The organism is Chryseobacterium vaccae (genome assembly GCF_009602705.1).
Classification (GTDB): Bacteria; Bacteroidota; Bacteroidia; order Flavobacteriales; family Weeksellaceae; genus Chryseobacterium; species Chryseobacterium vaccae.
On sequence record NZ_VSWH01000001.1, the window covers coordinates 3,697,488 to 3,723,543 of the forward strand.

General features: G+C 38.2%; 20 protein-coding genes. 7 read left to right on the top strand and 13 right to left on the bottom strand.

Going from position 1 to position 26,056, the window contains the following annotated elements:
* Positions 1 to 51: 51 nt before the first annotated feature.
* The 5 genes from FW768_RS16845 to FW768_RS16865 form a co-directional block, all read right to left on the bottom strand.
* The gene (locus tag FW768_RS16845; RefSeq protein ID WP_153397398.1) at positions 52 to 1,287 is read right to left on the bottom strand and encodes an MFS transporter; all 1,236 of its coding nucleotides are present in this window, start codon (positions 1,285 to 1,287) and stop codon (positions 52 to 54) included.
* Positions 1,288 to 1,380: 93 nt separating this feature from the next.
* On the bottom strand, positions 1,381 to 1,743 hold the full coding sequence (locus FW768_RS16850; RefSeq protein WP_153397400.1) for a hypothetical protein: 363 nt from the start codon (positions 1,741 to 1,743) through the stop codon (positions 1,381 to 1,383).
* Between the two features lie 69 nt (positions 1,744 to 1,812).
* Positions 1,813 to 3,312 (bottom strand): GH3 auxin-responsive promoter family protein, encoded by a 1,500-nt coding sequence (locus FW768_RS16855; RefSeq protein ID WP_153397402.1) that lies wholly within the window; start codon positions 3,310 to 3,312, stop codon positions 1,813 to 1,815.
* A 368-nt stretch (positions 3,313 to 3,680) separates the two neighbouring features.
* On the bottom strand, positions 3,681 to 3,926 hold the full coding sequence (locus FW768_RS16860; RefSeq protein ID WP_082377044.1) for a hypothetical protein: 246 nt from the start codon (positions 3,924 to 3,926) through the stop codon (positions 3,681 to 3,683).
* Positions 3,927 to 4,104: 178 nt separating this feature from the next.
* Entirely contained in the window at positions 4,105 to 4,497 is a 393-nt protein-coding gene (locus tag FW768_RS16865; protein WP_153397404.1) for a hypothetical protein, read from the bottom strand.
* Positions 4,498 to 4,752: 255 nt separating this feature from the next.
* Here FW768_RS16865 and mfd point away from each other — a divergent pair, with 255 nt between their 5' ends.
* The 7 genes from mfd to pth all read left to right on the top strand — a co-directional run bounded on the left by mfd (position 4,753) and on the right by pth (position 13,610).
* Positions 4,753 to 8,121, top strand: a complete 3,369-nt coding sequence (gene mfd, locus FW768_RS16870; protein ID WP_153399954.1) for a transcription-repair coupling factor — start codon at positions 4,753 to 4,755, stop codon at positions 8,119 to 8,121.
* A gap of 388 nt (positions 8,122 to 8,509) precedes the next feature.
* Positions 8,510 to 9,331 (top strand): hypothetical protein, encoded by an 822-nt coding sequence (locus tag FW768_RS16875; protein WP_153397406.1) that lies wholly within the window; start codon positions 8,510 to 8,512, stop codon positions 9,329 to 9,331.
* Positions 9,332 to 9,338: 7 nt separating this feature from the next.
* Positions 9,339 to 10,154: a hypothetical protein gene (locus FW768_RS16880; RefSeq protein ID WP_153397408.1), complete on the top strand. Its 816-nt coding sequence runs from the start codon at positions 9,339 to 9,341 to the stop codon at positions 10,152 to 10,154.
* 8 nt (positions 10,155 to 10,162) lie between these two features.
* On the top strand, positions 10,163 to 10,903 hold the full coding sequence (locus tag FW768_RS16885) for a hypothetical protein (protein ID WP_153397410.1): 741 nt from the start codon (positions 10,163 to 10,165) through the stop codon (positions 10,901 to 10,903).
* Positions 10,904 to 11,056: 153 nt separating this feature from the next.
* Positions 11,057 to 11,929, top strand: coding sequence for a hypothetical protein (locus FW768_RS16890; protein WP_153397412.1), 873 nt, complete (start codon positions 11,057 to 11,059; stop codon positions 11,927 to 11,929).
* A 98-nt stretch (positions 11,930 to 12,027) separates the two neighbouring features.
* A complete protein-coding gene (locus FW768_RS16895; protein WP_153397414.1) occupies positions 12,028 to 12,960 on the top strand; it encodes a hypothetical protein in 933 nt (310 codons plus the stop codon).
* An 86-nt stretch (positions 12,961 to 13,046) separates the two neighbouring features.
* On the top strand, positions 13,047 to 13,610 hold the full coding sequence (gene pth / locus FW768_RS16900) for an aminoacyl-tRNA hydrolase (RefSeq protein WP_153397416.1): 564 nt from the start codon (positions 13,047 to 13,049) through the stop codon (positions 13,608 to 13,610).
* Between the two features lie 129 nt (positions 13,611 to 13,739).
* Here pth and FW768_RS16905 read toward each other — a convergent pair whose 3' ends face one another.
* From FW768_RS16905 to FW768_RS16940, 8 genes are all read right to left on the bottom strand, one after another.
* Positions 13,740 to 15,332 carry a SulP family inorganic anion transporter gene (locus tag FW768_RS16905; protein WP_153397418.1) on the bottom strand — a complete coding sequence of 531 codons (1,593 nt, stop codon included), beginning with the start codon at positions 15,330 to 15,332 and terminating at the stop codon, positions 13,740 to 13,742.
* A gap of 146 nt (positions 15,333 to 15,478) precedes the next feature.
* Positions 15,479 to 15,778, bottom strand: coding sequence for a hypothetical protein (locus FW768_RS16910; protein WP_153397420.1), 300 nt, complete (start codon positions 15,776 to 15,778; stop codon positions 15,479 to 15,481).
* Between the two features lie 24 nt (positions 15,779 to 15,802).
* Positions 15,803 to 16,471: a carbonic anhydrase gene (locus FW768_RS16915; RefSeq protein WP_153397422.1), complete on the bottom strand. Its 669-nt coding sequence runs from the start codon at positions 16,469 to 16,471 to the stop codon at positions 15,803 to 15,805.
* 341 nt (positions 16,472 to 16,812) lie between these two features.
* A complete protein-coding gene (locus tag FW768_RS16920) occupies positions 16,813 to 21,765 on the bottom strand; it encodes a T9SS type A sorting domain-containing protein (RefSeq protein ID WP_153397424.1) in 4,953 nt (1,650 codons plus the stop codon).
* Positions 21,766 to 22,197: 432 nt separating this feature from the next.
* A complete protein-coding gene (locus FW768_RS16925) occupies positions 22,198 to 22,752 on the bottom strand; it encodes a serine acetyltransferase (protein ID WP_153397427.1) in 555 nt (184 codons plus the stop codon).
* 11 nt (positions 22,753 to 22,763) lie between these two features.
* A complete protein-coding gene (locus tag FW768_RS16930; RefSeq protein WP_231128714.1) occupies positions 22,764 to 23,912 on the bottom strand; it encodes a glycosyltransferase in 1,149 nt (382 codons plus the stop codon).
* A 10-nt stretch (positions 23,913 to 23,922) separates the two neighbouring features.
* Positions 23,923 to 24,927, bottom strand: a complete 1,005-nt coding sequence (locus FW768_RS16935) for a glycosyltransferase family 2 protein (RefSeq protein ID WP_153397431.1) — start codon at positions 24,925 to 24,927, stop codon at positions 23,923 to 23,925.
* Positions 24,882 to 26,012, bottom strand: coding sequence for a glycosyltransferase (locus tag FW768_RS16940; RefSeq protein ID WP_153397433.1), 1,131 nt, complete (start codon positions 26,010 to 26,012; stop codon positions 24,882 to 24,884). Before FW768_RS16940 ends, FW768_RS16935 begins: the two co-directional genes overlap by 46 nt.
* Between the last annotated feature and the right edge of the window lie 44 nt (positions 26,013 to 26,056).

The following is a 26,056-nucleotide window of genomic DNA, read 5'->3' on the forward strand; positions in this document are numbered from 1 at the left end:
GGAATTGTCTCTGAATTTTGTTCTGATTAAAAAAAAATTTTGTCAGAAAAATTAATACTGCATTTTTCTCAGCTTCGGATTGGTGCTTCCTACAAGTAGAGCAATCAGAACAGTCATGCTTCCCCCGAATACAACAGACCGTACAACCCCCATCAGCTTAGCCATCAGCCCGCTTTCAAACTGACCCATTTCATTGCTGGACATAATAAAAATTGAATTGACACTCAGAACTCTTCCCCGGATATGGTCCGGTGTCTTAAGTTGTACAATGGTCCCACGGATGACAACAGAAATGCCGTCAAGCATTCCGCTCATCACTAAAAATATAAAGGAAAGCCAATACAGTTTAGAAAGCCCGAAACCAATAATGCAAAGCCCAAATCCGGTAACAACTGCCAAAAGAATTTTTCCCTGGTTTTTACGTAACGGAACAATCGAGAGAATAGTGATGATACACATGGAGCCAATATCAGATGCCGCATTCAATAATCCGAAACCTTCCGCTCCGGCATCCAGTATGTCTGTGGCAAAAACAGGAATCATGGCGACAGCGCCGCCAAAAAGGACAGCAAACATATCAAGACATAACGCCCCTAAAATTTCTTTCGTTTTAAAAATATAGGAAATCCCTTCACGCATACTGTCAACAACATTTACCGTTTCTTTTTTATATTCCGAATACTGTTTATTCAGCTGCCAAAAGAAAAGCGACGCAATAAATATCAGAGAAAGAATGACTACCAATGTCCATTTTACTCCGAAATACCCAATCAGAAGCCCGCCTGCAGCATGTCCGCATACCGAAGAGATAAGAAATGTAGCCTGATTAAGCGTAACAGCATTCGGGAGATTTTCTTTTTTTACAATCTTAGGAATCATAGAAGGAACAATAGGTCCTATAAATGCCCGCGCAATACCCGTAAAAAAGATAACTCCGTATATAAAATAGGTAGTCTGATGCCCGTCAAAATGCATTTCCATCCTGAAGAATGCAGGAATCAGCAGCAGTCCGATCAGGAAAATATAAGCATAGTTACAGATCAGTAATAATCTCTTTTTTTCATTCATATCAATGACATGGCCTGCATATAACGCACAGCTTACCGCAGGAATCACCTCCGAAAGTCCTATCAGCCCAATTGAAAACGGGTCTTTTGTCAGCTGATATACCCACCATCCCAATAAAGTAGCAAGCATCCTGAAGGCTAAAACAATAAAAAATCTTCCCGTAAGAAGATTCCTGAATTCAATATTTTCTAATGTTTTTAACGGGGTAAAAGAAATCATGCACAAAAATAGCCCTAAATATTTATTTAAGGCTGTTTGTATATTTGTTTTTTAAATGATAAATCAAATAAGTTCTGAAAGATAAAATCTATTTTAGTCTGCTCTCAGTGAACTGATCACGATGGCGGCAACACCTGCAGCACCAATTACCGTAGCACCCGCTGTTACTCTGGCTTTAGATCTATCTTTCACCGCAGCTACATTAGATTTTGGAATGATTACTTCTGTACTGTCTTTCTTACCGGCAGTCCCGATGAGGTTATTTCCGTCTACATTTCTAAAGAGCATTTTCTGTTTCGGAGAACCGTCTTTCATGGTAACGATATACATTCTTCCGGCTTCCAGATTAGAATAGTTATTTTTTGAAATATCATCACTGTACTTTGTCGTAGCACATGAGGAGATAACAAATAAAGAGGTTAATAAAGCTGATTTTAAAAGTACAGATGCTCTCATTATTATTTTTTAGTTTTTCAAATTTATAATTTTTTTCCAATATACGTTTTTGGAATTAAAAAAATATCTTTAAAATTTATGAAGTTCTAACTGATCTGCAATTTTTCTGTCATTGGCCAGCCTCGGGATTTTATTCTGCCCACCCAATTTTCCTTGGGATTTAGCATATTCATGGAAAGCGTTTTTCCTCAGTTTTGTGATATGAAGTTTCTGCAGGATATTTCCGGTAATCAGATCGTCATAGTAAATATTGCGTTTACGTAGCTGATCATCAAGTTCGTTTCGGAAAAGATTCATATTTTCAGGTTCCTTTTCAAATTCTATCAGCCACTCATGATAAGGAAGCCCTTCATTGGGATTCACCTGCGGTGCAAGATGGAATTCTGTGATCTGCGCCGGGAACTTCTCCAAAGCGGCTTTCATTGCTTCTTCTACCTCAAAAGCAATAACATGTTCTCCGAAAGCGGAAGTGAAATGTTTGGTTCTGCCGCTTACCAGAATTCTATAAGGATCTTTGCAGATAAATCTCACTACATCCCCGATGGAATAGGCCCAAAGACCTGAATTGGTAGTCAGGATAAGAGCATAATCTTTATGAAGTTCAACCTCTTTTAATGACAGGCGTCGTGCTCCGGGCTTTCCGTATTCTTCTAACGGAATAAATTCGTAAAAAATTCCGTGGTTGGTTAAAAGAAGTAGTCCTTCCTTCGTATAATCATCCTGGAAGGCAAAAAAACCTTCAGATGCGGGGAAGGTCTGTACGGTATCTACTTTTCCACCCAGCAGATCTTCCATTTTATCTCTGTAAGGCTCGTAATTAACGCCTCCCGTTACGATAAGCTGCAGATTCGGGAAAAGCTGTTTGATCTTTTTACCATATTTTTCAGTCAGTTTTTCAAAATACATGATCAGCCATGGTGGAATACCCGAGATAAGGGTCATATCTTCCTTCTCTGTTTCTTCGATAATTTTGTCGACCTTGGCTTCCCAGTCTTCCATGATATTGGTTTCCCAGCTTGGAAGACGGTTCTTTTGAAGGTAACCGGGAATGTGGTGGGCAACAATGCCGGAAAGACGTCCTGTTTTTATTCCGAAAACTTCTTCCAGCTCCGGGCTACCCTGGAGGAAGATCATTTTTCCTTTAACGAAATCTGCGTTATTCTTTTGAGCAATGTAATGGAAAAGAGCACTCTGTGCACCTGCGATCTGAAAAGGCATTCCTTCTTTGGAAATAGGAATGTATTTTGACCCCGAAGTTGTTCCCGATGTTTTGGCAAAATATTCAGGGGTTTCTGTCCATAGAATATTGGCCTGCCCTCTTTTTACTCTTTCAATATAGGGTTTTAAATCTTCATAATCTGCAACAGGAACTCTTTTCTGAAACTCCTGTACCGAATGGATATTCTCAAAATCATGCTCCCGCCCGAAAAGCGTTTTCTGGGCAGTTTTAACAAGAGAGAGAAGCAGGGCTTCCTGGTTTTGTTCAGCATTTTTCTTGAATTCTTCAGTTTTCCGGACATGTTTTTTTGCCCAGATCAGTGCTGCATTTTTCTTGATGAAGTTTAACATGCTTCAAATTTATAAATAAGTATAGAATCTTAAGCCATTTTCTTTGCTCAGGTGTAAAAGTTTAGGGATTTTTAATGATGGTAAATGAGCATAAAATAAATAATACCGTTTCGTTTATCTTATTTATACAGGACATAAATATCCTTGTGTGAAATATATTTTCAATCTTCTTATATATCGGCCATTCTTTCTATTTAAATCCTGTTTAGAATTGAAGAAAACATTGGTATTAAAAAATTTTCGCTCGTAGATTTGTCAGATTGAGCATATTTTTTGAAGCTTTAGACTATGAGTTACAAAAAAAACCAGTGAATAACTTCACCGGTTCTTCGAAATTTGATTATGAAAATAACAACTATATGTTGAGTTTATTTGTTCTCTTTATATCTCTTGTCAGGAGTGCCGTCTTTTTTTAGCTTTTTGTTCTCCTTATATCTTTTGTCCGGTGTACCGTCTTTTTTCATTTTGGCTGCCGGTTTTGCTGTTTTGGCTTCAGGAGCTTTTACTGTTTTTGTAGTCTGATGAGGGGCTGTGCCGGAAGCAGGAGCAGTCTGTTGGGCAGTTGCAAGCCCTAGGCCTAGTACCAAAGACATTGCAGTTAATAATTTTTTCATAGGGTTTTATTGTTTGTTTTCTTAAGTAAAGATAATCAAAAAACGGGCTGGAAAAACGGATGTTTTTAAACTTAACTAAAGTTTATTACTGCTTAAAAAAAAATTAAAACGTTGATATAAGGCATAAAATGAGCCTGTTTATTTTAAACAGGCTCTGATGTAAGTATGAATTGTTGGTTTATCGTGTACAGTTGGCAGTCCAGGTTTTACCATCTTTTATGTATAAGATCTTTAGCTCATTATTATCAATTCTGATGTAAGATGTTGCATTAGATCCTATCATAACCAGAGTATGGTCTCCTTGCTGCTCAAATTCTATTCCGTTCAAATCGGGGATGCTGTTAGAGAATGCAAAATTATACTTTGTACCGCTGGCGATCTTGGTCACAAATACACTTCCGTTGTCTGTATTAATGTTGGTAGATCCGTCATTATAGGAAACACTGCCTTTATAGGTTCCCGCAAAAAAGTCATTATTTACAGGGTCATCATCTCTGCTGCACGATGAAAAAGATAACGCTGTAAAAAATACCAGCATACAAATTCCTAAAATTCTAATTGCTTTTTTCATAATACTATTTCTTTAAAAGTTTGTTAAAGGAAAATTTCCAAACTTTATGCCATGGGGTTAAAAACAATATTTTTTTAACGTATAATTAAATGAATTGGTAAAAAATTAAGATTTGGGTATCTGTTTTAAAGTTTTGTTAATTTTTATACAAAACCCGAATTCTTAAAAAAGAGAAAAATATACGTATCTTTGCCGCTCAGACACGGTTTCGGAGAACTTCCGAAATCGCTTTTGTCGTTTATACAATTACTATTTATGCAGCTAAAACCTATCAACGAAAAATTTCTTCCCGATCTGCTTCAGAAAGAATTTGGCAAAGAGATCTTTGATCAGCTGGAAGGGAGCCAGCATATTTCCGTGAAGGGAAATGCTGGTTCTTCAGCTTCTATTTTTACTGCCGAGCTTTTCCTCACACGAAAAAAAAATATCCTTTATCTGGTTGATGATAAGGAAGATGCCCTGTATGCGAATACTGAAATGGAAGATCTGCTGGGGAAAGATAAAGTTTTGTATTTTCCGGCAACCCATATGGAACCTTATCAGGTTGAGAAAACGCAGAATGCCAATCTTGTTTTGAGAACAGAGGTTTTAAATAAGATCAATTCAGGGAGATCTCCCAAAGTGATTGTTGCCTATGCGGGAGCTTTATCGGAGAAAGTTCTTAAAAAAGAAGACTTTAAAGCCATTTCTCATCATATAAAAACAGGAGATCAGCTGGACTTTGATTTTGTAGATGAGCTTCTTACACATTATCATTTTCAGCAGGCTGATTTCGTTTCCGAGCCCGGAGAGTTCTCAGTAAGAGGGGGAATTGTAGATGTATTTTCTTATTCCCACGAAAAGCCTTACCGTATTACTTTCTTTGGAAATGAAGTGGAAAGTATTAAAACATTTGATATAGAAACCCAGCTTTCAGTAGAAAAAGTAAAAGAGTTCCAGCTGGTTTCGAATATGAATTTTTCGGTGACAGGAACAAGGGTTTCATTACTGCAGCTTCTGCCGGAAGGGAGTTTTATCATTTCCCGGAATGGAGCGACCGGAATGCAGAAAATCAAAACATTTTATGAAAAATCTCTTGAGAAATATGAAGCGCTGAATAAAGATATTGCTCATAGAAGACCTCAGGAACTGTTTATTTCAGATCAGGAGTTTTTATTTGATTATAAAAAATTTACAACGGTTGATTTTGCTGGGATTTCGATGGAAGGCCTCAGAGATCTCACAGAAATTAAAATGGAACAGCTTCCGCAGCCGTCTTTCCATAAAAATTTTGAACTGCTTATTGAAGATCTTGAAGAAAAGCAAAATGCAGGTTTCGATACATGGATCTCGTTTTCCACAGAAAAACAAAAAGAAAGGCTTGAGTCTATTTTTGAAGAACTGGAACACGAACTCCCTTTTAAAAGTTTTAAATCTGAACTGCATGAAGGTTTTGTAGACAGCGGACATAAATTATTGGTATATACGGATCACCAGATTTTTGACAGATATCAGCGGTATAAAGCAAAAAATACTTTTGCCAAATCTGAGCAGCTTACATTGAAAGACCTGATGTCATTGAAAATCGGAGATTATATTGCTCATATTGATCATGGTATCGGAAAGTTCATGGGACTGGTAAAAGTGAATAATGACGGAAAGATTCAGGAATGTTTCAAACTGACGTATAAAAATGGAGACCTGTTGTATGTGAGCATCCACTCGCTGCATAAGATTTCGAAATATAATGGTCCGGAGGGAAAAGAGATTACCCTAAGCAAGCTTGGTTCGCCAACCTGGAAATCTTTGAAACAGAAAACAAAAGCGAAAGTAAAACAGATTGCTTTCGACCTTATCAAATTATATGCACAGCGGAAAACAGCAAAAGGATTTGCATATACTCCGGATTCCTATCTGCAGAACGAGCTGGAAGCAAGCTTTATTTATGAAGATACACCTGATCAGGAAAAAGCTACCATTGATGTGAAAAAAGATATGGAGGCAGATACCGTGATGGATCGTTTGGTATGTGGCGATGTAGGTTTCGGAAAAACGGAAGTTGCCATGCGTGCAGCATTTAAAGCAGCAACAGATGGAAAACAGGTTGCTGTGCTGGTTCCTACCACTATTCTGGCGTTTCAGCATTACAGGAGTTTTAAAGAAAGACTGAAAGATTTTCCTGTGAATGTTGCATATGTAAACCGTTTCAGAACTGCTAAGCAGAAATCTGAAACACTTGAAGATCTGAAAAACGGAAAAGTAGATATCATCATCGGGACCCATCAGCTGGCAAGCAATTCTGTGAAATTTAAAGACCTTGGACTTCTGATTATTGATGAAGAGCATAAATTCGGTGTTTCTGTAAAAGATAAGCTAAAAACTCTTAAAAGTAATGTAGATACGCTTACACTGACAGCAACTCCAATTCCCAGAACGCTGCAATTTTCCCTGATGGCAGCAAGAGACCTTTCTGTAATTAAGACACCACCGCCCAACAGACAGCCCGTTGATACCCATTTGATCGGTTTCAATGAAGAGACGCTCCGGGATGCTGTTTCTTATGAACTTCAGAGAGACGGGCAGGTGTATTTTATCAACAACAGGATTGAGAATCTTAAAGATATTGCAGGACTTATCCAAAGATTGGTTCCGGATGCAAGGGTAATCACAGGGCACGGCCAGATGGAAGGAAAACAGCTGGAAAAAAATGTCCTTGACTTTATGGATGGAAAATATGATGTTCTTGTTTCTACTACCATTGTTGAAAGTGGAGTGGATGTTCCGAATGCCAATACTATATTTATTAATGATGCCCAGCGTTTCGGAATGGCCGATCTTCACCAGATGAGAGGAAGAGTAGGACGAAGCAACAGGAAGGCTTTCTGCTATCTGATCACCCCTCCTTATGATATGATCACTTCTGATGCCCGTAAACGTCTTGAAGCGATTGAACAGTTTTCTGATTTAGGGAGTGGCTTTCAGATCGCGATGAAAGACCTGGAAATCCGGGGAGCCGGAGATCTTCTGGGAGCAGAGCAGAGCGGCTTTATCAATGAGATGGGCTTTGAAACCTATCAGAAACTAATGCAGGAAGCGCTGGAGGAGTTGAAAGACGATGCCGATTTTGAAAACTTATTTGAAAATGAGGAAGACCGTCAGAAGCTCTTCAAGTCTGTAAAGGATGTTAATATCGATACTGATCTTGAATTAATGTTACCTGACTTTTATATTTCTAATACAGAGGAGAGGCTGCTGCTTTATCAGAAAATTGCAGAGATCAACAGTGAAAAAGAACTTCACAAGTTTGAACTTGAATTGATTGATCGTTTCGGTCCGCTTCCCAAAGAGGCGGTAAATTTATTAAAAAGTGTCTCCCTGAAATGGCTTGCAGCAGATATAGGATTTGATAAAATCGTGATGAAAAACGGGGTGTTCCTGGGATATTTTCCAGGTAATCCTCAGGATAAATTTTATCAGACCGACCGCTTCAGGCATATCATCAACTATTTAACTCAGAATCCGACTGAAGCTCAGCTGAAAGAAAAAATCGGAAAGGAAGGTAATCAGTTGATGATGAGAAAAGAAAAAGTAAAAAATGTGGATGAAGTGAATAGTCTTCTAAAGGCAATCATCGGACATGAATAAATGGATAGAATGACGTTTTTTTTGATAAAAAATAGTTTTTAAATCTCTGAAAGCAAATAATTTTTATTCAAAATAGATAAAAGATCTGGAAAATTTACTTTTCAGATCTTTTTTTATTGAAAAATTTTAATAATTATTTTGAACAGTTGATCCATAAAAAAGTGACTGAAAATCACAGTGTAATGAGTAAAAATAATTCGTGAAATACTTCTATTACAGGGCTTAACGAGGGTTTTTCAGCGAAAATAAAGAGCGGATTAATCACTTGTAGAAATAATTCTACTTTTTTGTACAACTAATTCGATGGTGTAAATGCTTTATTTCTACATAGTTAGAATTAATTGGGTTGCTTTTTTAGGTTGATAATTTGTATCTTTGTGGCCCAATTATGAAAAAAATTATATTTTGTTGCGCTTTTGGACTTGTTTCATTCTGTGTCAGCGCGCAGGTGGGAATAGGGACTACATCCCCTAAATCTACTCTCGATGTAAACGGGAAGACCACCTTAAGAAGAGAACTTAGAGTAGGCGGAAGTTCGGCCGAGGCAGGAAAAGCCGGGCTTAACGGCCAGGTTTTGGTTTCACAGGGAGAAGGAAAGTCTCCTGTATGGAAATCATTGAATGTTTCCTTTATGGAAGAGGGGCAGTACAAATTAATCAATTCGTATGTGTCTTCAGATCAGAACGGGATAAGTTCCCTTTCTAACTTAGCTACCGGTGATGGCATATACAAAAATAATGTGGGAGATGATATTACCGATACTTCAAAAGGAACATGGGTGAAAATTGAAGGTCTGAAAAATATTTTCGATATCAAAAACGGGAAAAACAGACTTACTTATCAGTTTCAGACCGGTGTTGAAATAAAAGCCCCGAATGCACAGGCTTCCCAGAACATAAGTTTTACCTGTGGTGTTTTCAGAAACGGAAGGCTTGTTGCGGTACGTCCGGACAGGATTGCTTCAAATAACAACAGCGAAAAAGCAGGAATACAGGAGTATATTTTTACCCTTAACTATACTGAACAAAATGTACCTATAGGCACACAAAGGCTTGAAGTAGCCTGTCGTAAGATCTCTACTTCCAGTTCGGGATCCCAGTTTGCCATAGGACGTAATATATCAGACACCAACACGGTTTCCAATGCATTTACTCTTGAATCTATTATGAAGATAGATGTGATTGAGTATGTTACTTATAAAAACAATTAATCAACTGATGAGAAAAATAATATTAACTCTATTTCTTGGAGCAGGACTGCTGCTGTCCGGACAGGTGGGTATTAATACAGATACTCCGAAGGCCAAACTGGATGTGAACGGAGATCTGAATCTGAGAAATAAAATAGTCGTTCTGAATACAACAGACAACAGCCTTTCTCAAGGGAATAATGACCAGATCCTTGTCTCTCAGGGAGAAGGCTACCCGCCCATCTGGAAATCGCTGCGTATTCCGGAATATGAACCGAATAAATTTTATCTGATATTCAATAATTCCTTTTCGGACAGAACAGGAGTGAAATTTACCAGTACTGAACAGTTTGGTACTGCTGCCCGAAGTACAGCTTTTGTAAAAGGAGCAAATTTCTCCAGTTTTTCAACGTTTAAGAAAATCCCGGGACTGTCTGAGAAAATCAAAGTATACAGTACACAAAGCAAAACATACTTCCAGTTTGAAACTGTGGTGCAGGCCGATCTGCCTTCCAATAAGCCAACAGACGTTTCAATAGATTATGCATGTGGAATTTTTGTAGATGACAAATTGGTCAATATGAGACAGAGAAACCTAAAGGCAAGTACTGCAGCCAGTACTTTCATTACCCATAATCAGATCGGGGTCATTGAAAACCTTTCTATAGGAGAACATAACGTAAGCGTTGCATGCTCAAGAATCGGGTCTTATGAAACGGCAAATAATATTGTTCTGGCTATAGGAACCTATGCGGCAGATAATATCAATGATTTCATTACCCAGTCTTCTTTAAAAGTAGATGTGTATGAAATTCCTCAGTTCTTTAATCCTATTACTAATTAAATCCGGTCATGAAAAAAATACTAATTATAAACTCTTTATTGTTGGCTGTTTTTGCCGGGGCTCAGGTGGGAATAAATACTTCTAATCCTGTTAATGCATTGGATGTAAACGGAGATCTGAGTGTAAGAGGTGAGTTGAGAACAGGAGGAACTAATGTTCTTAGAGGATCTGCCGGTACAGCAGGATACATTCTGCATAATAACTCAGAGATGAATATTAATGATTGGAAGAACATTAAAATTGCTGACGGGCAGGGAAGTATGTCTGTATTTTCCCTGAATACGGTAGCAGACCAGACTGGTGTTGTTTTTACCGGAAACGGATCTCCTGTTCCTTATACAGAAAATACAACCCTGAATAGTAATTGGGTAGTGCTTCCCGGAACCAATGATACATTTTCCATTACAAATGGTACAAACAAAGTGGTATTTACCTTTCAGACGACTGCTCAGAAGACTGGAAACGGAAGTTCTTCAGCTGGTTTTGCCTGTGGTGTTTTTGTAGATAATAAACTTAGGGCGGTTCGAACTGAAGTTGTATTAGGAGATGAAGGTGCCTATAAGATTTTTAATCTTAATGCAACACTTACCAATCTTACACCCCAAAATAACTACAGCGTTAAGGTAGCCTGTACAAAGAGAACCTTGAATAACGGAACTCTGGGAATAGGCACTGCTGTAAATGTAAACTTCCTTAATAATGAAATGGCACAGTCTGTATTAACAACTTCCGTACTGCAACCTTATTAAAATATCATTATTATACCTTATAAAAACCTAAAAACATCATGTTTTTAGGTTTTTTTTATGAAAAGAAAAGAATTGCTTTTAAATTGTTATGAAAATGAATGATTTGGTCAAAAAAATGGATTATATTTGTGAACTCACTAAAATATTTTTTCAATGGGAAAAAACTATCTTTTAAAAATTTTTGCCGGCGTACTGGTTGGATTCATGGTTTCATGTAACAACAGTGGTTCGGATGATTTTGAACCAAGTGCTGGTAACGGCGGAAATAACGGTAATGGAACTCCTCCTCCTGCAAGAGTACTGGAAGAGATCACTTTTAACAATGTCGTTCAGGAAAAATATATTGTTAATTCAGGAAAACTGGTAACCGGAATGTTTAAAGATGGCAATACCAGTACATCTTATACAGGTACGGTAACCTATAACGGAGATAAAATATCCAAAATAATGTTTCTGGGAAATGTAGCTGGAAGTGTTTCTTATGATTTCACAATTAGTGAAGACAGCAAAGGAAATATGTATAATGCCACCTGTAAGGCTGTTGCTCCTACAGCGGCCAATTCTTATATCAGTGATTATACTTTTACTTATGACACAACAGGAAAGCTTACCAAAATCCTTGAAAAGAAAAAATATGGCGGTACATATGCTTATACCAATTTTGTGCTGATTGATTTTACTTATATTGGAAATAATATTTTTAAAGGAGACTGTACCAGAGGAGTAATGAACGGCGCAGGCGATCCAGATATGAGCACTGCTAAGAAAACAATGTACAGCTTCCAAAACTATGATTCTAAGATCAGTCCGTTTTCTACACTTCCAAAGAGCTTTTTTATGGCGTGGAGCTTAGTGCGTCCTGACACCTTCTATAGAATATCTCCCAATAATCCTACTTCAGTATATGTAGCACCACCGGCACCGGCTACTGCTACCAGTACACCATTGGATTATCTTTATGATAATCAGAACTATCCTGTATCTAACAAGGATCAGAAACTTAAATATACTTACAGAGTTTTATAATCCTTCTTTGATTATCGGTTTTACCGGAATATAAATAAAAAGATAGCTTTTATACAAAAAAAAGTTATATTTGTCAAAAAATAAACAATTACCTGGAAATGAAACGACTTTTCTACTTTATTGTATTGATAGCAGGTTTTTCTTCAATATACTCCTGCAAAGATATGCTGGATGATAACGGGGATCCTTTAATAGATTTAAATAACACTGGAGGTCTTATTGGGCCAAGAGCACTGTACAGAGAAATTACAGACAAAGATACATTGGCAGAATACCATTACAGTGGTCTTCTTTTAACCAAAGTACTTATGGATAGTTCTTCAGTAGCAGATATTGCTTATAGTGGAGATAAAATAAGCCAGGTTACTTTTAACGGTTTTCTGGATCTTAACGCAGACGGAAAACTGGACAAGGACAGTATTTCTTATACGCAGCTGTTTACTTACGGACCTAATAATAAATTAGTAACCATCTCAGAGAACAGACTGACTTTCAGAAGACCAGCACCTGTACCTCCGGCTACGGCTCCGGGCCCTCAGACGCTTCTGAACAGAACAAAAGCTCTTTATGATTTAAAATACGATGCATCTACAGGCAAGCTAAGTACCATTTCGATGAAAAATGGTCCTGAAACTCCAGGAGTTCCATTCACTTTTAAAGATTATTCTGAAACAGAATATACATATTTAGGGGATAACGTGGCTAAAACAGTAAGAATTTACGGGCCAATGGCTGGCGGTGTACCAGGAGCGGTTACTAGAAAATATGCTTACGAGTATTTTGCTTATGATAATGAAATAAGCCCTTTTACTCTGCTTCCTTCAGCGTATAAAATTTCAAGACTTTTATCAACAGAAATTAATGATAGAGAAAGTCATATCTTGTCTCCAAATAATCCTAAGAGACTAACGGTAACAGACCTTATGCCTCCTATTCCTACTTCGGTGATCAGAACGACTAATTATAATTATGACCTTCAGACCTATATGACAAAAGGGTTTGGTGTTAACTATATTTATAAGCCTTTCTAGAAAATAATTTCTTAAAATATACAGCCCGGTCTTTTGGAGATTGGGCTTTTTGTTTTTTATCCCTTAATTTTGTAAAAAATTTCTAAATGAAATATTTAATAGTCGGTCTCGGAAATAAGGGGCCGGAATACGAGAATACACGTCACAATATAGGATTTAAGGTTGCCGAAAAGATTGGGGAAACCCTGGAGGCTCCATTCAATACAACTAATTTTGGCTGGATGGCTGAAGGAAAATACAAAGGGAGAAAAGTTTTTGTGCTTAAACCTGATACCTATATGAATCTTTCCGGGAACGCCGTAAGATATTGGATGCAGAAAGAGAATATTCCCTTGGAAAACGTGCTGATTATCACAGATGATCTGGCGCTGCCATTTGGGACATTGAGAATGAAGATGAAAGGCTCAGATGCAGGCCATAACGGCCTTAAGAATATTAATGAAGTGCTGAATACCCAGAATTACGCAAGGCTTCGTTTCGGAATATCTGCAGATTTTTCTCAAGGCCGGCAGGTAGATTACGTTTTGGGAACCTGGAGTGGGGAAGAAGCAGAAAAGCTGCCGGAGAGGATTGAAAAATTTTCTAAAGCCTGCCTGTCTTTTGTTTTTGCGGGAATCAATAACACGATGTCAGCTTTTAACGGAAAATAAAATCAGATTGTAAAGATTATCAGTCTAAGCAATACATAAAAATAAAGACCATCGGGATTTCCGATGGTCTTCTGTTGTACTTTTAAAAATTAATTTCCAATCAATTTATATCTAAACTACTACTTGCTTTTACATCGCCCTTCTGTGCGTGATCAGGATGTGAGAATCCTCATCTCTTTCATAATCTGCATATGAAGTTTTGAAGCCTAAAAGTTCCACATCAATGTCTTCTTCTTTTGCCCTGATATTAGCGAAATCCTGAATCATTTCTAATACATCTGTGGCAATATATGAAGTTCCTCTTGCATCGATGGTCACGGCAGAATTGGACTTGATATTTTTTAAAGTTTTTTTAATGGCAGCCTTGTTTAAGAAGGATACTTCTTCCGCAAGTTTTATCGTAATGCCGTCTGCATTATTCAGCTTTTCACGGCTCAGATAATAAGCACGTTTCATATTTCCCTGAAGGATATAAAAAACGGAAATGGCCAAACCAATACCTACACCTTTCAATAAGTCTGTAGCTACTACAGCTACCACGGTTGCAACAAATGGGATAAACTGGAATTTTCCAAGATGCCAGAAGTGCTTGAAAGTAGCCGGTTTTGCCAGTTTGTATCCTACCAGGATAAGTACAGCAGCAAGTGTGGCAAGCGGTATCAGGTTGAGTATAAATGGAATGGTAAGTACACAAACCAATAACAGTACACCATGAATCATGGCAGACATCTTAGAGGTTGCTCCAGCATTGGCATTGGCAGAACTCCTTACTACTACTGAAGTCATAGGAAGTCCCCCGATGAATGAACTGATCAGGTTTCCGATGCCTTGTGCTTTAAGCTCAAGATTTGTGTCGGTTATTCTTCTCTGTTTGTCCAGTCTGTCGGATGCCTCAATGCAAAGAAGGGTTTCAATAGAGGCTACAATAGCAATAGTTGCTCCTACGATCCACACTTTAGGATTGGTGAATCCTGTAAAATCCGGCATGGTCACAAGGTTCTTAAAATCATCCAAAGACTGTGGGACCGGAAGTGAAACCAAATGCTGGGTATTGATTGCTAAAGAACTTCCGGAAAGCTTAAAAGCTTCATTCATGAGAATTCCTGCTACTACAGCTACCAGTGCTCCCGGAAGCATTTTCATTCTTTTCAGAGCAGGAATTTTATCCCACAGAATAAGAATAGCTACCGAAACCAAAGTGACAATAATGGCTCCCGGGTGAATAGCCCCGAAAAGCTCTGAAAAATAATTGAAGTTAATTCCATTGTTAAAAAGAGACTGATTGCCTTCGTAATCTTTGTCAAATCCCATTGCATGAGGAATCTGTTTCAAAATAATAATGATCCCGATAGCAGCTAGCATTCCTTCAATAACATTGTTCGGGAAGTAATTGGAAATACTTCCTGCTCTGACGAATCCCAGTACAAGCTGGATCAGTCCTGCAATAATTCCGGCGCATAAGAAAAGTTCAAAAGCGCCCAGATCTGTAATGGCTGTTAAAACAATGGCAGTAAGCCCGGCAGCCGGTCCGGATACTGAAATATTTGAATTACTGATGAATCCTACAACAAGACCTCCTACAATACCGGCAATAACTCCCGATAATGGCGGTGCGCCCGATGCTAAAGCGATTCCTAAGCATAAAGGTAACGCTACTAAGAATACAACGAGTCCGGAAGGGAAATTCTCCTTGATTCCTCCTAATAATGATGTTTTTTTCATGATATTTTTGAAAAATACTATAACCGATTGATCTATCCTTTGATAATCAATTATAAAAGATTGGAAATTTAATTTTTAAAGCACACGGATTCGATACCATGATCTGATATGAATACCTATTAAATAAATCTAATTATACTTAAAAATTAAGCTTCCGGAGGCGGAGAAAATATAGTGAGTAAAGGCGATAGATGAAAGGAGTCATCTACCAGCACAAAAGACACGCCCTGAAGATCAGGTTCGGAGAACTTCAGATAATCGAATACATCTAAAGTTTTCGGAAGGGTCTTTTCGTAAACAATAAAAGATGACGGGTGAGAGTGGGGCTCTTCTTCGTTAATTACTACATTGGTTCTTACCAACTCCCAGCCGGCAACCGCAGCAATGCCCGGCAGCGCTGTAAAGTTAACAAAGAACATCAAAATAATAATACTCCAGAATTTCATTTTACTCTTTTTTGTCAGAAAAAATTATTTGGTTTTTCTGCTCATTACCCAGTCAGAACTTGTAAGGTTGTAGATCTTTTGGATATCCTTTAAGGTTTTCTCAAAATCAATCTCCAGATCAATGATCTTACCGGTTCTAAGGTCAAACACCCAGCCATGTACAATAGGATACTCTTCTAAAATGTATCTTTCCTGTACGCAGGCCATTTTGATCACGTTAATACACTGCTCCTGAACATTAAGTTCTACAAGTCTGTCATAACGTTTTCCTTCGTCTTCGATAGCGTCTAATTCAGTTTGGTGTAATCTGTAAACGTCACGAATATTTCTCAGCCACGGATTTAATAATCCTAAGTCCTGAGGCGTCATCGCTGCTTTTACACCACCACAGTTGTAATGTCCGCACACCACAATGTGTTTTACTTTAAGATGTTCTACTGCGTATTGAATTACCGCTGTGGAACTCATGTCTAAAGTATTAACAACATTGGCAATGTTTCTGTGGACAAAAACTTCTCCCGGTTTTGCTCCCATGATTTCTTCAGCTGTAGCTCTACTGTCTGAACATCCGATATACAGATAATCAGGTGTCTGAGTTTTAGCCAGTTCATGAAAGAAATTCGGGTCTTCAGCAATTTTAGACTCTACCCACTTCTTGTTGTTTTCGAAAATAACTTCGTACGATTGTGACATAATTTAAATGTTTAAGGTTTATAATTATTTATTTCGTTTAAATTATTTTCAAATTCAATAGACTATATCAATAATTATGCAAAAATATAATTTTTGCCATAAAGGCAGGCACTTTTAACAAAGTTTAATATTAAAATATGCTTAAAATCATATTTAAAAAGATCATTACTAGTCATTTTCAGATTAGTTTTTCTGACAAAGCTATAATCCAAACTCAAAAAACAATGATAAAATTACGAACTATTAATTATAAAATTGAATTTAAAGATTAAATATTTTTAAATCTGCATAAAATGAACTGCCTCAGTCTGAGGCAGTTCATTTTATAAAACAACAGTTTTTTACTGTTTAATAATCTTTACGAAGGTTTCGGCATTGTTAATCCGTACCAGATAGGCTCCGGATACCAGAGAAGAAACATCGGTCTGTCTGTTCTCAAACTTTCCTTCTTTAATCAGTTGTCCCGAAAGATTATAAATCTGGAAATAATAATCTCTGTCATCAGCATTAATGTACAATGTATTTTTTACAGGATTCGGGAAAAGGATCAGTTTATTATCCTTCTGTATCTTTTCTATCTCTTTTTTAGCAAAGACATTAACTGCTTTCTGTACTGCATTTTTAGGAACAGGAACAGCAAAAGGCTCATATCTTGGAATCTCTTTTCCATCTGCATCGTACTGGATCTTCGCACATCGGCAGGACATAGCAGATTGTGGACGGAAAGAGAAACTCGGTGTAAAGAAATACATTTTTACATCATGGCTTACCTGGCTGATCTCTGTGTTGAACAGCATTCCTATAGAATTGTCACCTCTTAGTGCGGCAGTCCAGATTCCGGAAAGTTTAAAATTCTCGTCTGCTCCGAATGTCCCTGCCTGAGAAGCTGTTAAAGCGTTTCCTCCACCAAATCCACGGATTCCGTTATTCGGGAAATTACCGATATTGTATTCCGGCTTATTAAAGATAAAACCGTATCTCACATTTACTCTTCCCTGACCGGCAGGAGGTATAGATTTTACATAACCGCCCAGGTAGTTCAGCTTAGTAGCGCTGAAGGTCTCATTGCTTACGAAAGTATTCATGTCGGAAGGATCCAGACCGTAAACATTTTTATTATTTTGGGTAAAATTAGCGTGGTAATACCAGGGAGAATTTCCTTTGGCATAGGCTAAGAAACCTGCGGAAATATTTACACCTCCGTCTGCAATGCCTTGTACATCAGGAATTCTCCATCCTTCAGGACATGGATCGTACGGTGATTTTTCTGATGCATGACCCCATCTTTCAGAAGCCAGACCATTTTCACCGGAAATCCAGTCTTTGCTCGCCGCTGCGCTTTGATACATGAAAACAGAAGGATTGTTTACAGAGTATTTCAGAACTTTTTTAAGTTTCAGATCCTGGGTGTCATTAGCTGCCACAGTGCTGGAATAAGTGGAGTATTCTTTAGTCTGATTGGTAACGTAGTTGGTCTCATCAATCGCCCCTGAATAAACAATATTCCCTGCATTCGTTCCGGTTTGTCTGAAAATAGTATATTTTCTGAACAGGTTTCGGGTATTTCCTCCCGCAGAATGCTCATAAAAACCTCCCGGGTAGTAGAATACCGGTAACGGATCTTTTCTTCCCCATTGGTAATGAAGACCGCCGCTGTCTTTAAGTGTCTGTACGATGGCATTTCCATAATAAGCAGGATTGGACGCGTTATAATAGAACGTTCCATATAATCCCTGTTCAACCATGTGCTGATTCAGGAATGGGCCCAATGCACCAAGGTCTCTGTCCATTAAGGTCGTTTTCAAAGGAACTCCGTAATAACTTTTAGCTGAATTTACGAACTGACCTGCTGTGTCTTCAGTAATTCCCGTATTGGCAGCTGTTTCTGTAGTATATTCAGGGTGTTCCTGTACAACGGATTTAGGTGCCCAGATATGCCAGCTCCACAGAAGAGGATCTGTATTATTTCCAGCCGTCCATTGTCCGGAATTTCCTAAATGAAATCCTACTACGGCATTTCCAGTTTTGTTTTCGTTAAGGGTAACGCGTAGTTTAGCAGTTTCAATTGAACCATCAATAATTTCTACTTTTGAAATCAGGCTCTGATCTGTAGTCCATACTACAGACGTTGATTTTATACTTCCGGCAGGCATCTCACTGTTTTCAGATAAATACAGTTTGTGCATGGCATAAGCTTTCTTTAAAGGAATATCAATAATTCTGTCTTTGCTGGCTGCAGGAGCTTCAAGTGAAGCATTTGTATACTCGATATAGCTGTTAGGCTCTTTGGTCCATTCTTTCAATGTTTCAAGTGTATACTGAGCAGGAGAAGAGGTAATATACTCTGTTTCAAATACAGCAGGCATATAAGCATTGTTAGGATCCTTTATGCATCGTACCGCTCTTGTCTCATAAGTATTTCCTTCCAAAACACGGTTGTAAGCAATATTATGCCATCCCGCACTTGAATGGTTCGGAATATTTCCGGCATCTGAAATAAGAACTAATCCCCGTGCTCCGGTTATAGGAGTTTCCCCGATGCTGATGGAAGAGAAGAAAGTGGATGCATGAAGTGCCCCGTCACTATGCTGATCCTGAAAACCAATGATCGGCTGTTTGTATAGTTTGTTGCCGTCCCTCAGCGCGTCGATCTGTGTGCTGGTACGGTTGCTTAAAGTCATAGGCTGAGGATAATATTCATAATTTCCGGTGATGGGCAGCATTCCCAGGTTTCGGTCTGCAACATTACTCAGGTCAAATCCATAGCCCGGATAGACTTTGATTCCCGGATACTGAACATTGGGCGTATTAGGAATAATATCCACATTATTTGCTCCTCCGGCTTTCCCCCAAGGACTGGTTCTGGCTCCTGCATCTACAGAAGAGTAGAAAGATGGAACTCTCCATCCGCATGGACATGGGTCGTAAGGAGATTTCGTGGCATATCTTTTACTTTCTTTGGCAACATTTACATCCGAAGTATTCATATTGGTCCATTTACCTCCCCGGGTGTCTCCCCAAAGATCCCATGTTTCATTCTTGTAGTGATCAGCATTGTATACCTTGTATTTGCTTTTTGAAAACCAGGTAGTCTGTTCTTTTCTTTCCCAGTCTGAAGCTCCCGGTCCCTGTATCAGATAGTTCTCCCCATTATTTACAGGAGTTTCCCCTATTTTGTAAACATAAACCGGTGGAATGATAAGATTGATCGGGTTATTGATGGAATATCTGATATTTCCGTTCGGGGAATCAAAACCTGTATTGTCTGCTGTTGCATATAAATTTCCTCTGTATTTGGATGGTACGGAACCTTTTAACGTTCCAACTTCTCCTCTGATGGTATAGGTAGAAAGATCTTTATAATTGGAAGGGAATGGATCTTTTCTTCCCCATTGGTACTGCAAGCCTCCGGATCTCTGGAAGCCATGTCCTGTCAGATTGGCATTGGTAGCCCCAAGGTTTCTGTCCATCCATTTCCAGTCGGTTACCAGATTTCCGTTTTTATCCTCTTCAAATCCCTGGTGATAGGTGCTTCCGTCTGTAGGATCATCAGTTACCCATACATGCCAGGTCCAGTATACTTTGTCATTCACACGGTAAGAAACAACGGCATTCCCTTCCTTCATTTTATTAACCAGTACTTTGATTTTAGCATTTTCTCCGGTTCCTTCCAAAGTAACCGAGCGGATCAGACCGGTTTCATCTTCCCAGTACAAACCTGCGGAAGCATTTCCGATATCTGGAATTTTGGTGTAATTGTTCTGTTCGTCCCTCATCAGATCACCTCCTTTGGCCCACATTTCATAGGCTTTTTTTACAGGGATGTAAAGACCGTCTGCAGCATTGCCGTTTTTATCTTTTCCGGTGAAAATGTAACTGTTAGGAGCTTTCGTCCAGTCAGCAGGAGTATTGTCAGGTATAGCTCCGGAATTAACGGAATAACATGCATTTACACAATCTCCTGAATTATAGGGAACATTAAAGATTCCTACATAATTAATGAATTTAGAGACCTCTGATTCAATGTCCTGCAGTGATCTTACAGGCTGATAAAAGTTCGTTACATCATTACGAAGGGCACCCATACCATATAAAGTCATTTCCGGAGTATTGGATATGATCAGGTTTTCAGAGCCGGGACCTCTTCGGGCATTTCCCTGATCGTTGGTATAACCGAAATAAGGAGCTCCGTAATTACTGTGAGCAGTCAGATTCGTGATATTGATATGAGTACCGTCACTTTTGTATACCCTGAATCCTGTGATATAACTGGATACAATTACAATAGGTTCCTGATCAGTCATAAAATCAGATAACTTTTCATGGATGGTATTGTACAGATTGAAATATCTGCTTTCCAGCTGGTTGGGATTTTTGAAGTTGTGGTAGCCCGGTCCGTTAGGTTCTCCCGGCCATTGGCTGAACTTCATCATCAATCCGTTGATGGAAAACTTTCCGGCAAATAGATACACCGGATCATTGTAGCTGTATAAATAAGGGATAGGATGCCCTGCCATTTCATCATAAATGAATTCAGGAGTAGAGCCCAATATACTGTTGGGAGCACCTGTATTGATCATAGTAATGGATTTTCCGTCCGGAGCAAGCTGGGCGGGTGTGGTCGGAGAAAATACAACATCGTCCTTTTTGTTGTTCATAATCACATTCCCAAGCTTATTCCAGGAATGAGCAGAAGTTACCCTATCTTTGATACCCGTCACTTTTCCTGTAGCATCAAGGTTCAGGGTTCCACTTTTTTTAGGAGTAAGGAGGATCGTATATTCATTTTCATCAAGTTCGCAGGTCGTTGCTGTATAATCACCCTCTTTATAATGGTTTACAGATCTTTCCCAGACCACGCTGCTGAAATTACTGATATTGACATCGGAATTCAGTTCAATCTTTAAATGGTAAGCAGAAACGGCAGAAGCAGGAAGCTCAAAGGATGCTTTAAGGTTTTCGTTGTACTGGTTGTAAGAATACAGGGTCTTGCACCAGATGGTGATCCAGTCTCCCTGTGAATTCTGGTACTTGATTTCCATACGGATATTTCCGCTGGTAAAAGGTTTGGTGAGCTTACCTTCAATAGCGACGAGCCCTTTCTGGTTGACATTCTGCTGAACGGTAAATCCGGGATCCAGATCATAAACGTAAGGCGGGACCAGGCTTTCAGGCCTGAGGAGTTTTTCTTTTTCATCCCTATGCTCCGGAAAAGGAGCTACCCGGGAAAAAGCATGGCTGGGTACTATGCAGAGTAGTACGGCAAAAGCCTGCAGCGTAGATTTTTTTTTCATAATGTTTCCGAAAAAATTGTTAAACGTTGTGTTTTGTGGTTAAATATTTAGTTGAGCAGAGAAAAGTAAGCTGCTGTTTTTCATTCTGATGATGAAAAACGAAATAGCCCGTAAACTCATTGTTTACGGTGTTTTTAATTCAAACTGCTTATTCTGTTATTTTCAGCGGTGAAAAAGGAGGGTAATGGAGCCGTCAAAAGACTGCTTTAGGAAATTCCGAATGTTTTTTTTCATGGTATGTTTTGTTTTTATGTGTTTTTTTTAAATTCAAAAAGATTATTATATTAATAACTTTAAGATTTTTGTAAAATTAAATAAAAAAAATATATCCCACAATGTTTGAGTTATATTTTGTTGCTGATTATTAATGAGTTGTGTATAATCTTTTATGATTAAAAACTATGAAAAAAAATGATGAAAATATCTGAAAATTTATATTTTATGATTAATGTAGCCCTCTGTTGCATTTTGATTAGAGTAGATTGTTCCCGGATTTCCCATCACAACAGAGTGGGAAGGAACATCGAAATTCACATAAGAATTTGGGGCAATCAGAACATTGTTTCCTATTGTTATACCTCCTACAATAACTGCATTGGCACCTATCCATACTTCATTGCCAATGATAGGGAAACCAGCATTTTTTCCCCGGTTCTGCTGTCCGATGGTTACACCCTGTGCAATATTACAGTTCATTCCGATCTTTGCTTTAGGATTGATCACCAGGCTTCCCCAATGGCCTAGATAAAAGCCTTCCCCAATTTGTGTTTCAGGGTATATCTGGAATCCATATTTGATTTGATAATGTCTTAAAATAAACTTCCAGAAAATTCCTGAAACAGGGTTCTTTCCGTGTTGCTGGGCTTTTCTGAGAATATAGATAAAATGAAGATTCGGATTGATGCATTTTTTCCAGATCTGAAAACGGGACAGCCATTGTCCGCTTTCCCGGTAAAAATCTTTTTGAATAATAGAACGCTCAGCCATTGCAGTTGTTTTTATACATTATCAATGATTTCCTGAATATGTTGTACCGATTTTTCCAGTACAAAAGGAAGTTCTGTAGTACTGATTTCTTTTTTATAGTGTTCAGCAAGGTCTCTGTCCGTAAGGAATTTTTTCATTCCCTCGTAGATTCCGTCTTCAGAATTTGGGGTAATAATTCCCAGTTTTCCGTTCTGGAGAAGATCTTTAATTCCGGAAATATCCGTTGCTGAAATAGGTTTCTTCAAAATAAGAGCTTCGGCAATAATGGTTGGATATCCTTCATGCCGGGAAGACATAATATAAAAATCAGATTTTTCCATATAAGGGTACGGATTGCTTTTATAGCCCAGCATTTTGGCTGTTTTCTGTAGACTCAATGCATCCAGCTGAGCCTGGATATTTTCAAGATCATAGCCGTCACCAATAATCAGGAGGTTATGTTTGAAACCTTCATCCAGAAGTCTTTTGTGAACCTGAAGAAGCCTGTCATATCCTTTTTGAGGATAAACCGTTCCTACGGAAACAAAAACAGGATCGCTGCTGTCCGTAAAAGGCATATCATCAACAGGCATGTGAGCTTTCTCCAAAGTGTCATTTCTGTCAATAGGATTGTAAATTTTTACAATAGATTTCTTCTCAATATCGTTTCGGGCATGCTCCAGCATTCCCTCCTCCAGTTTATTTGAAATAACGAGTATTTTATCAAATTTAAAAAATTCCCGTATCACATCGGGCGTAAATTCTTTTAAACTAAAAATATCGTTTTGAATCCAGATAATTTTTTTTGAATCTTTTAAAGGGCTGGACAGAATCTCTTTATACATTCCATGAATAGCGCCAATCTCTACATCGTATTTTTTGTTTTTCAAAACGGATTTATAGAGAAGGCCAGGAAACCACAAAAACATTTTCTGGTAAAGAACACGGAAGGCCTTCACTGGAATTTCGTGTGGCCTGTTGGTGGTGATCATTTCCCCTTTGATGAGATAATGCAGGTTGACCCAGGATGGAACATCTTTAATATACTGTCCTGAATATAAATTGATCAGTAGGTCAATTTCATATTTGTCTGAAGGGATATTTTTCAGAAAATTAATCAGTGCTTTTTCTGCACCGCCATGACGTAAGGAACCAATTCTAATCAATATTTTTTTCTTCAAAGCAATAAAATTATGTGTTTAAAAATCTTTTAAGTTTTAGCAATAAACGGAATTGCCCGGTCTTAAGAAACAAAAATAGAACTTTTCGGTAATAGCCGGTGTATAAAAAATGATCTGTACCAATAGATTTCCTGATTTTATTAAGATACAGATCTGATTCTTCCTTCTTTAAATCTCTTCCGATTATTCCCTGGTCTATTGAGGATTCAATAAAATCCCAGTCGAATTGATAAAGATATTTTTTGGCCGCTTTATCTTCCCGTTTCTGAAATGTAATAAAATCGATTACCGCAGTGTGGAGGGTGAATAATGAGGTAAAAGAATGTTTTATCCTGCTCAGGGATCCGTCCGTAAATTCATAATGGTAGAGAGCTTCGTCCAGAATTTTTATGGAATGGATTTGTTTAATATATTCCATGAAAAACATCAGATCTTCACCATAGCTAACTTCCTTGTTAAAGCTGAGGTTGTGCTTTACAATGATGTCTCTTTCAAAAAATTTAGCACAGGGTCCTCCAAAATAGAGGAGGTTATTTCTGACCAACAGTTCAGTGAAGTCGGCCTGTATGTTATACGTTTTACAAAGCAGGTCCCTCGGTTTTCCGCGGATGATGTTCTGAATCAGCAGGACACCGGGTGATTCATACTGCTCTGTAAAAACCTGAAGATAATTGCTTTCTACCCAGTCATCAGAATCGATAAAGCATATATTTCTCCCTTTTGCATGGGCAATACCTGTATTCCTGGTATCGCTTACTCCGCTGTTTTTAATTTTATCAATTACTTTAACTCTTCTGTCTTTTTCAGCAAAAGAATTCATGATCTCCAGAGAATGATCTGAAGATCCGTCGTTGATTAAAATGAGTTCAAAATTGGAGAAAGTCTGGTTGAGAACAGAACTAACACATTTCTGCAGGGAGGCCGCTGAATTATATACCGGGATAATAACAGATATATGGATCCCGTTGTCTAAAGTAGCTCTTTCCATTGCTGTACTATTTTTTCCTTTCTCCATTTTTTGGATTCTTCGAAAGACGATTTCATAAGGTTGTTCAGGAGCTCGGGATCATGAATAAGGTGTCCAAGCTTTTCTGCAAACATTTTTCTGTCATGTAAAGGAATTAAAAACCCATTTTTTTCATTGATGATATCTGCCGGACCAAATTCGCAGTCATAAGAAATGATGGCGTTGCTGCAGAACATAGCTTCCACAAGAACCAGCCCGAAAGCTTCGCTTAAAGACGTGAAGATAAAGATTTTTGACTTTTGGAGCAATTCAGCCACTTCTTCAGGGGCTTTTCCTCCAAGAAGAAGAACCTGGTCTTCAAGTTGGTTGCTTTTGATGTATTCTGCAATATTTTCTTTTTCCGGTCCATCGCCAATGATCTGTAGTTTCCAATCCGGAGGTTTGGGCGTTTCATGAAATATTTGGACAAGTTCTATAGCATTTTTCGTTTTGTCCAGTCTGCCCGCAAAGCTGATGAGGTTTTCTTTTTTTTCCGGAGGGGTGAATTCCAGCTTTTCATATATTCCGTCCGAAAGATTAGAGATGAAAAAAGTTTTATTGAACCTTTCGTAATACTTTACTGAGGGTTTGTTGATGGAAACGACCGCTTTTAACTTTTTATAGTTTCTTCTCAGCATTTTGTCATAAACCACACCACCTATCCGGAAAGAAGAATGTTCCCAGGCAATGGTCTTTTGGCTGATCTCCTTTTCAAAAGAAAGCATGGTAGACAGTTTGTACCAACAGGTTACAATTGTTTCATAGCGGTGGTGGTTTTCCCTGATCCACTCTCTTAGTACTCTGTAGGAGCCCCAGTCATAGAGATAGGAATATATGGTGTAGATCTTGGGAAAAGAGCTGTATTTTTTATTAATATGCGTGGCAAACTTCGAATACTTGTCTGCAAACGAATTGATGTAATGTTTTTTAATTTTGGGATTTATCTTGTAAAAATCAGGCCGGGGAGCCATCAGAAATAGAATCTCTATATCGTAGCCTTCATCTGCCAGTTCCGAGGTAAGATTGGCCAGTACTTTGGCAACACCGCCAATTTTTATATTCTGATAATAGACAAATAGTATTTTTTTTTTCATTTGGTTTTTAATTCGTCAGGAAGTGACTATTGCAAAAATATAAA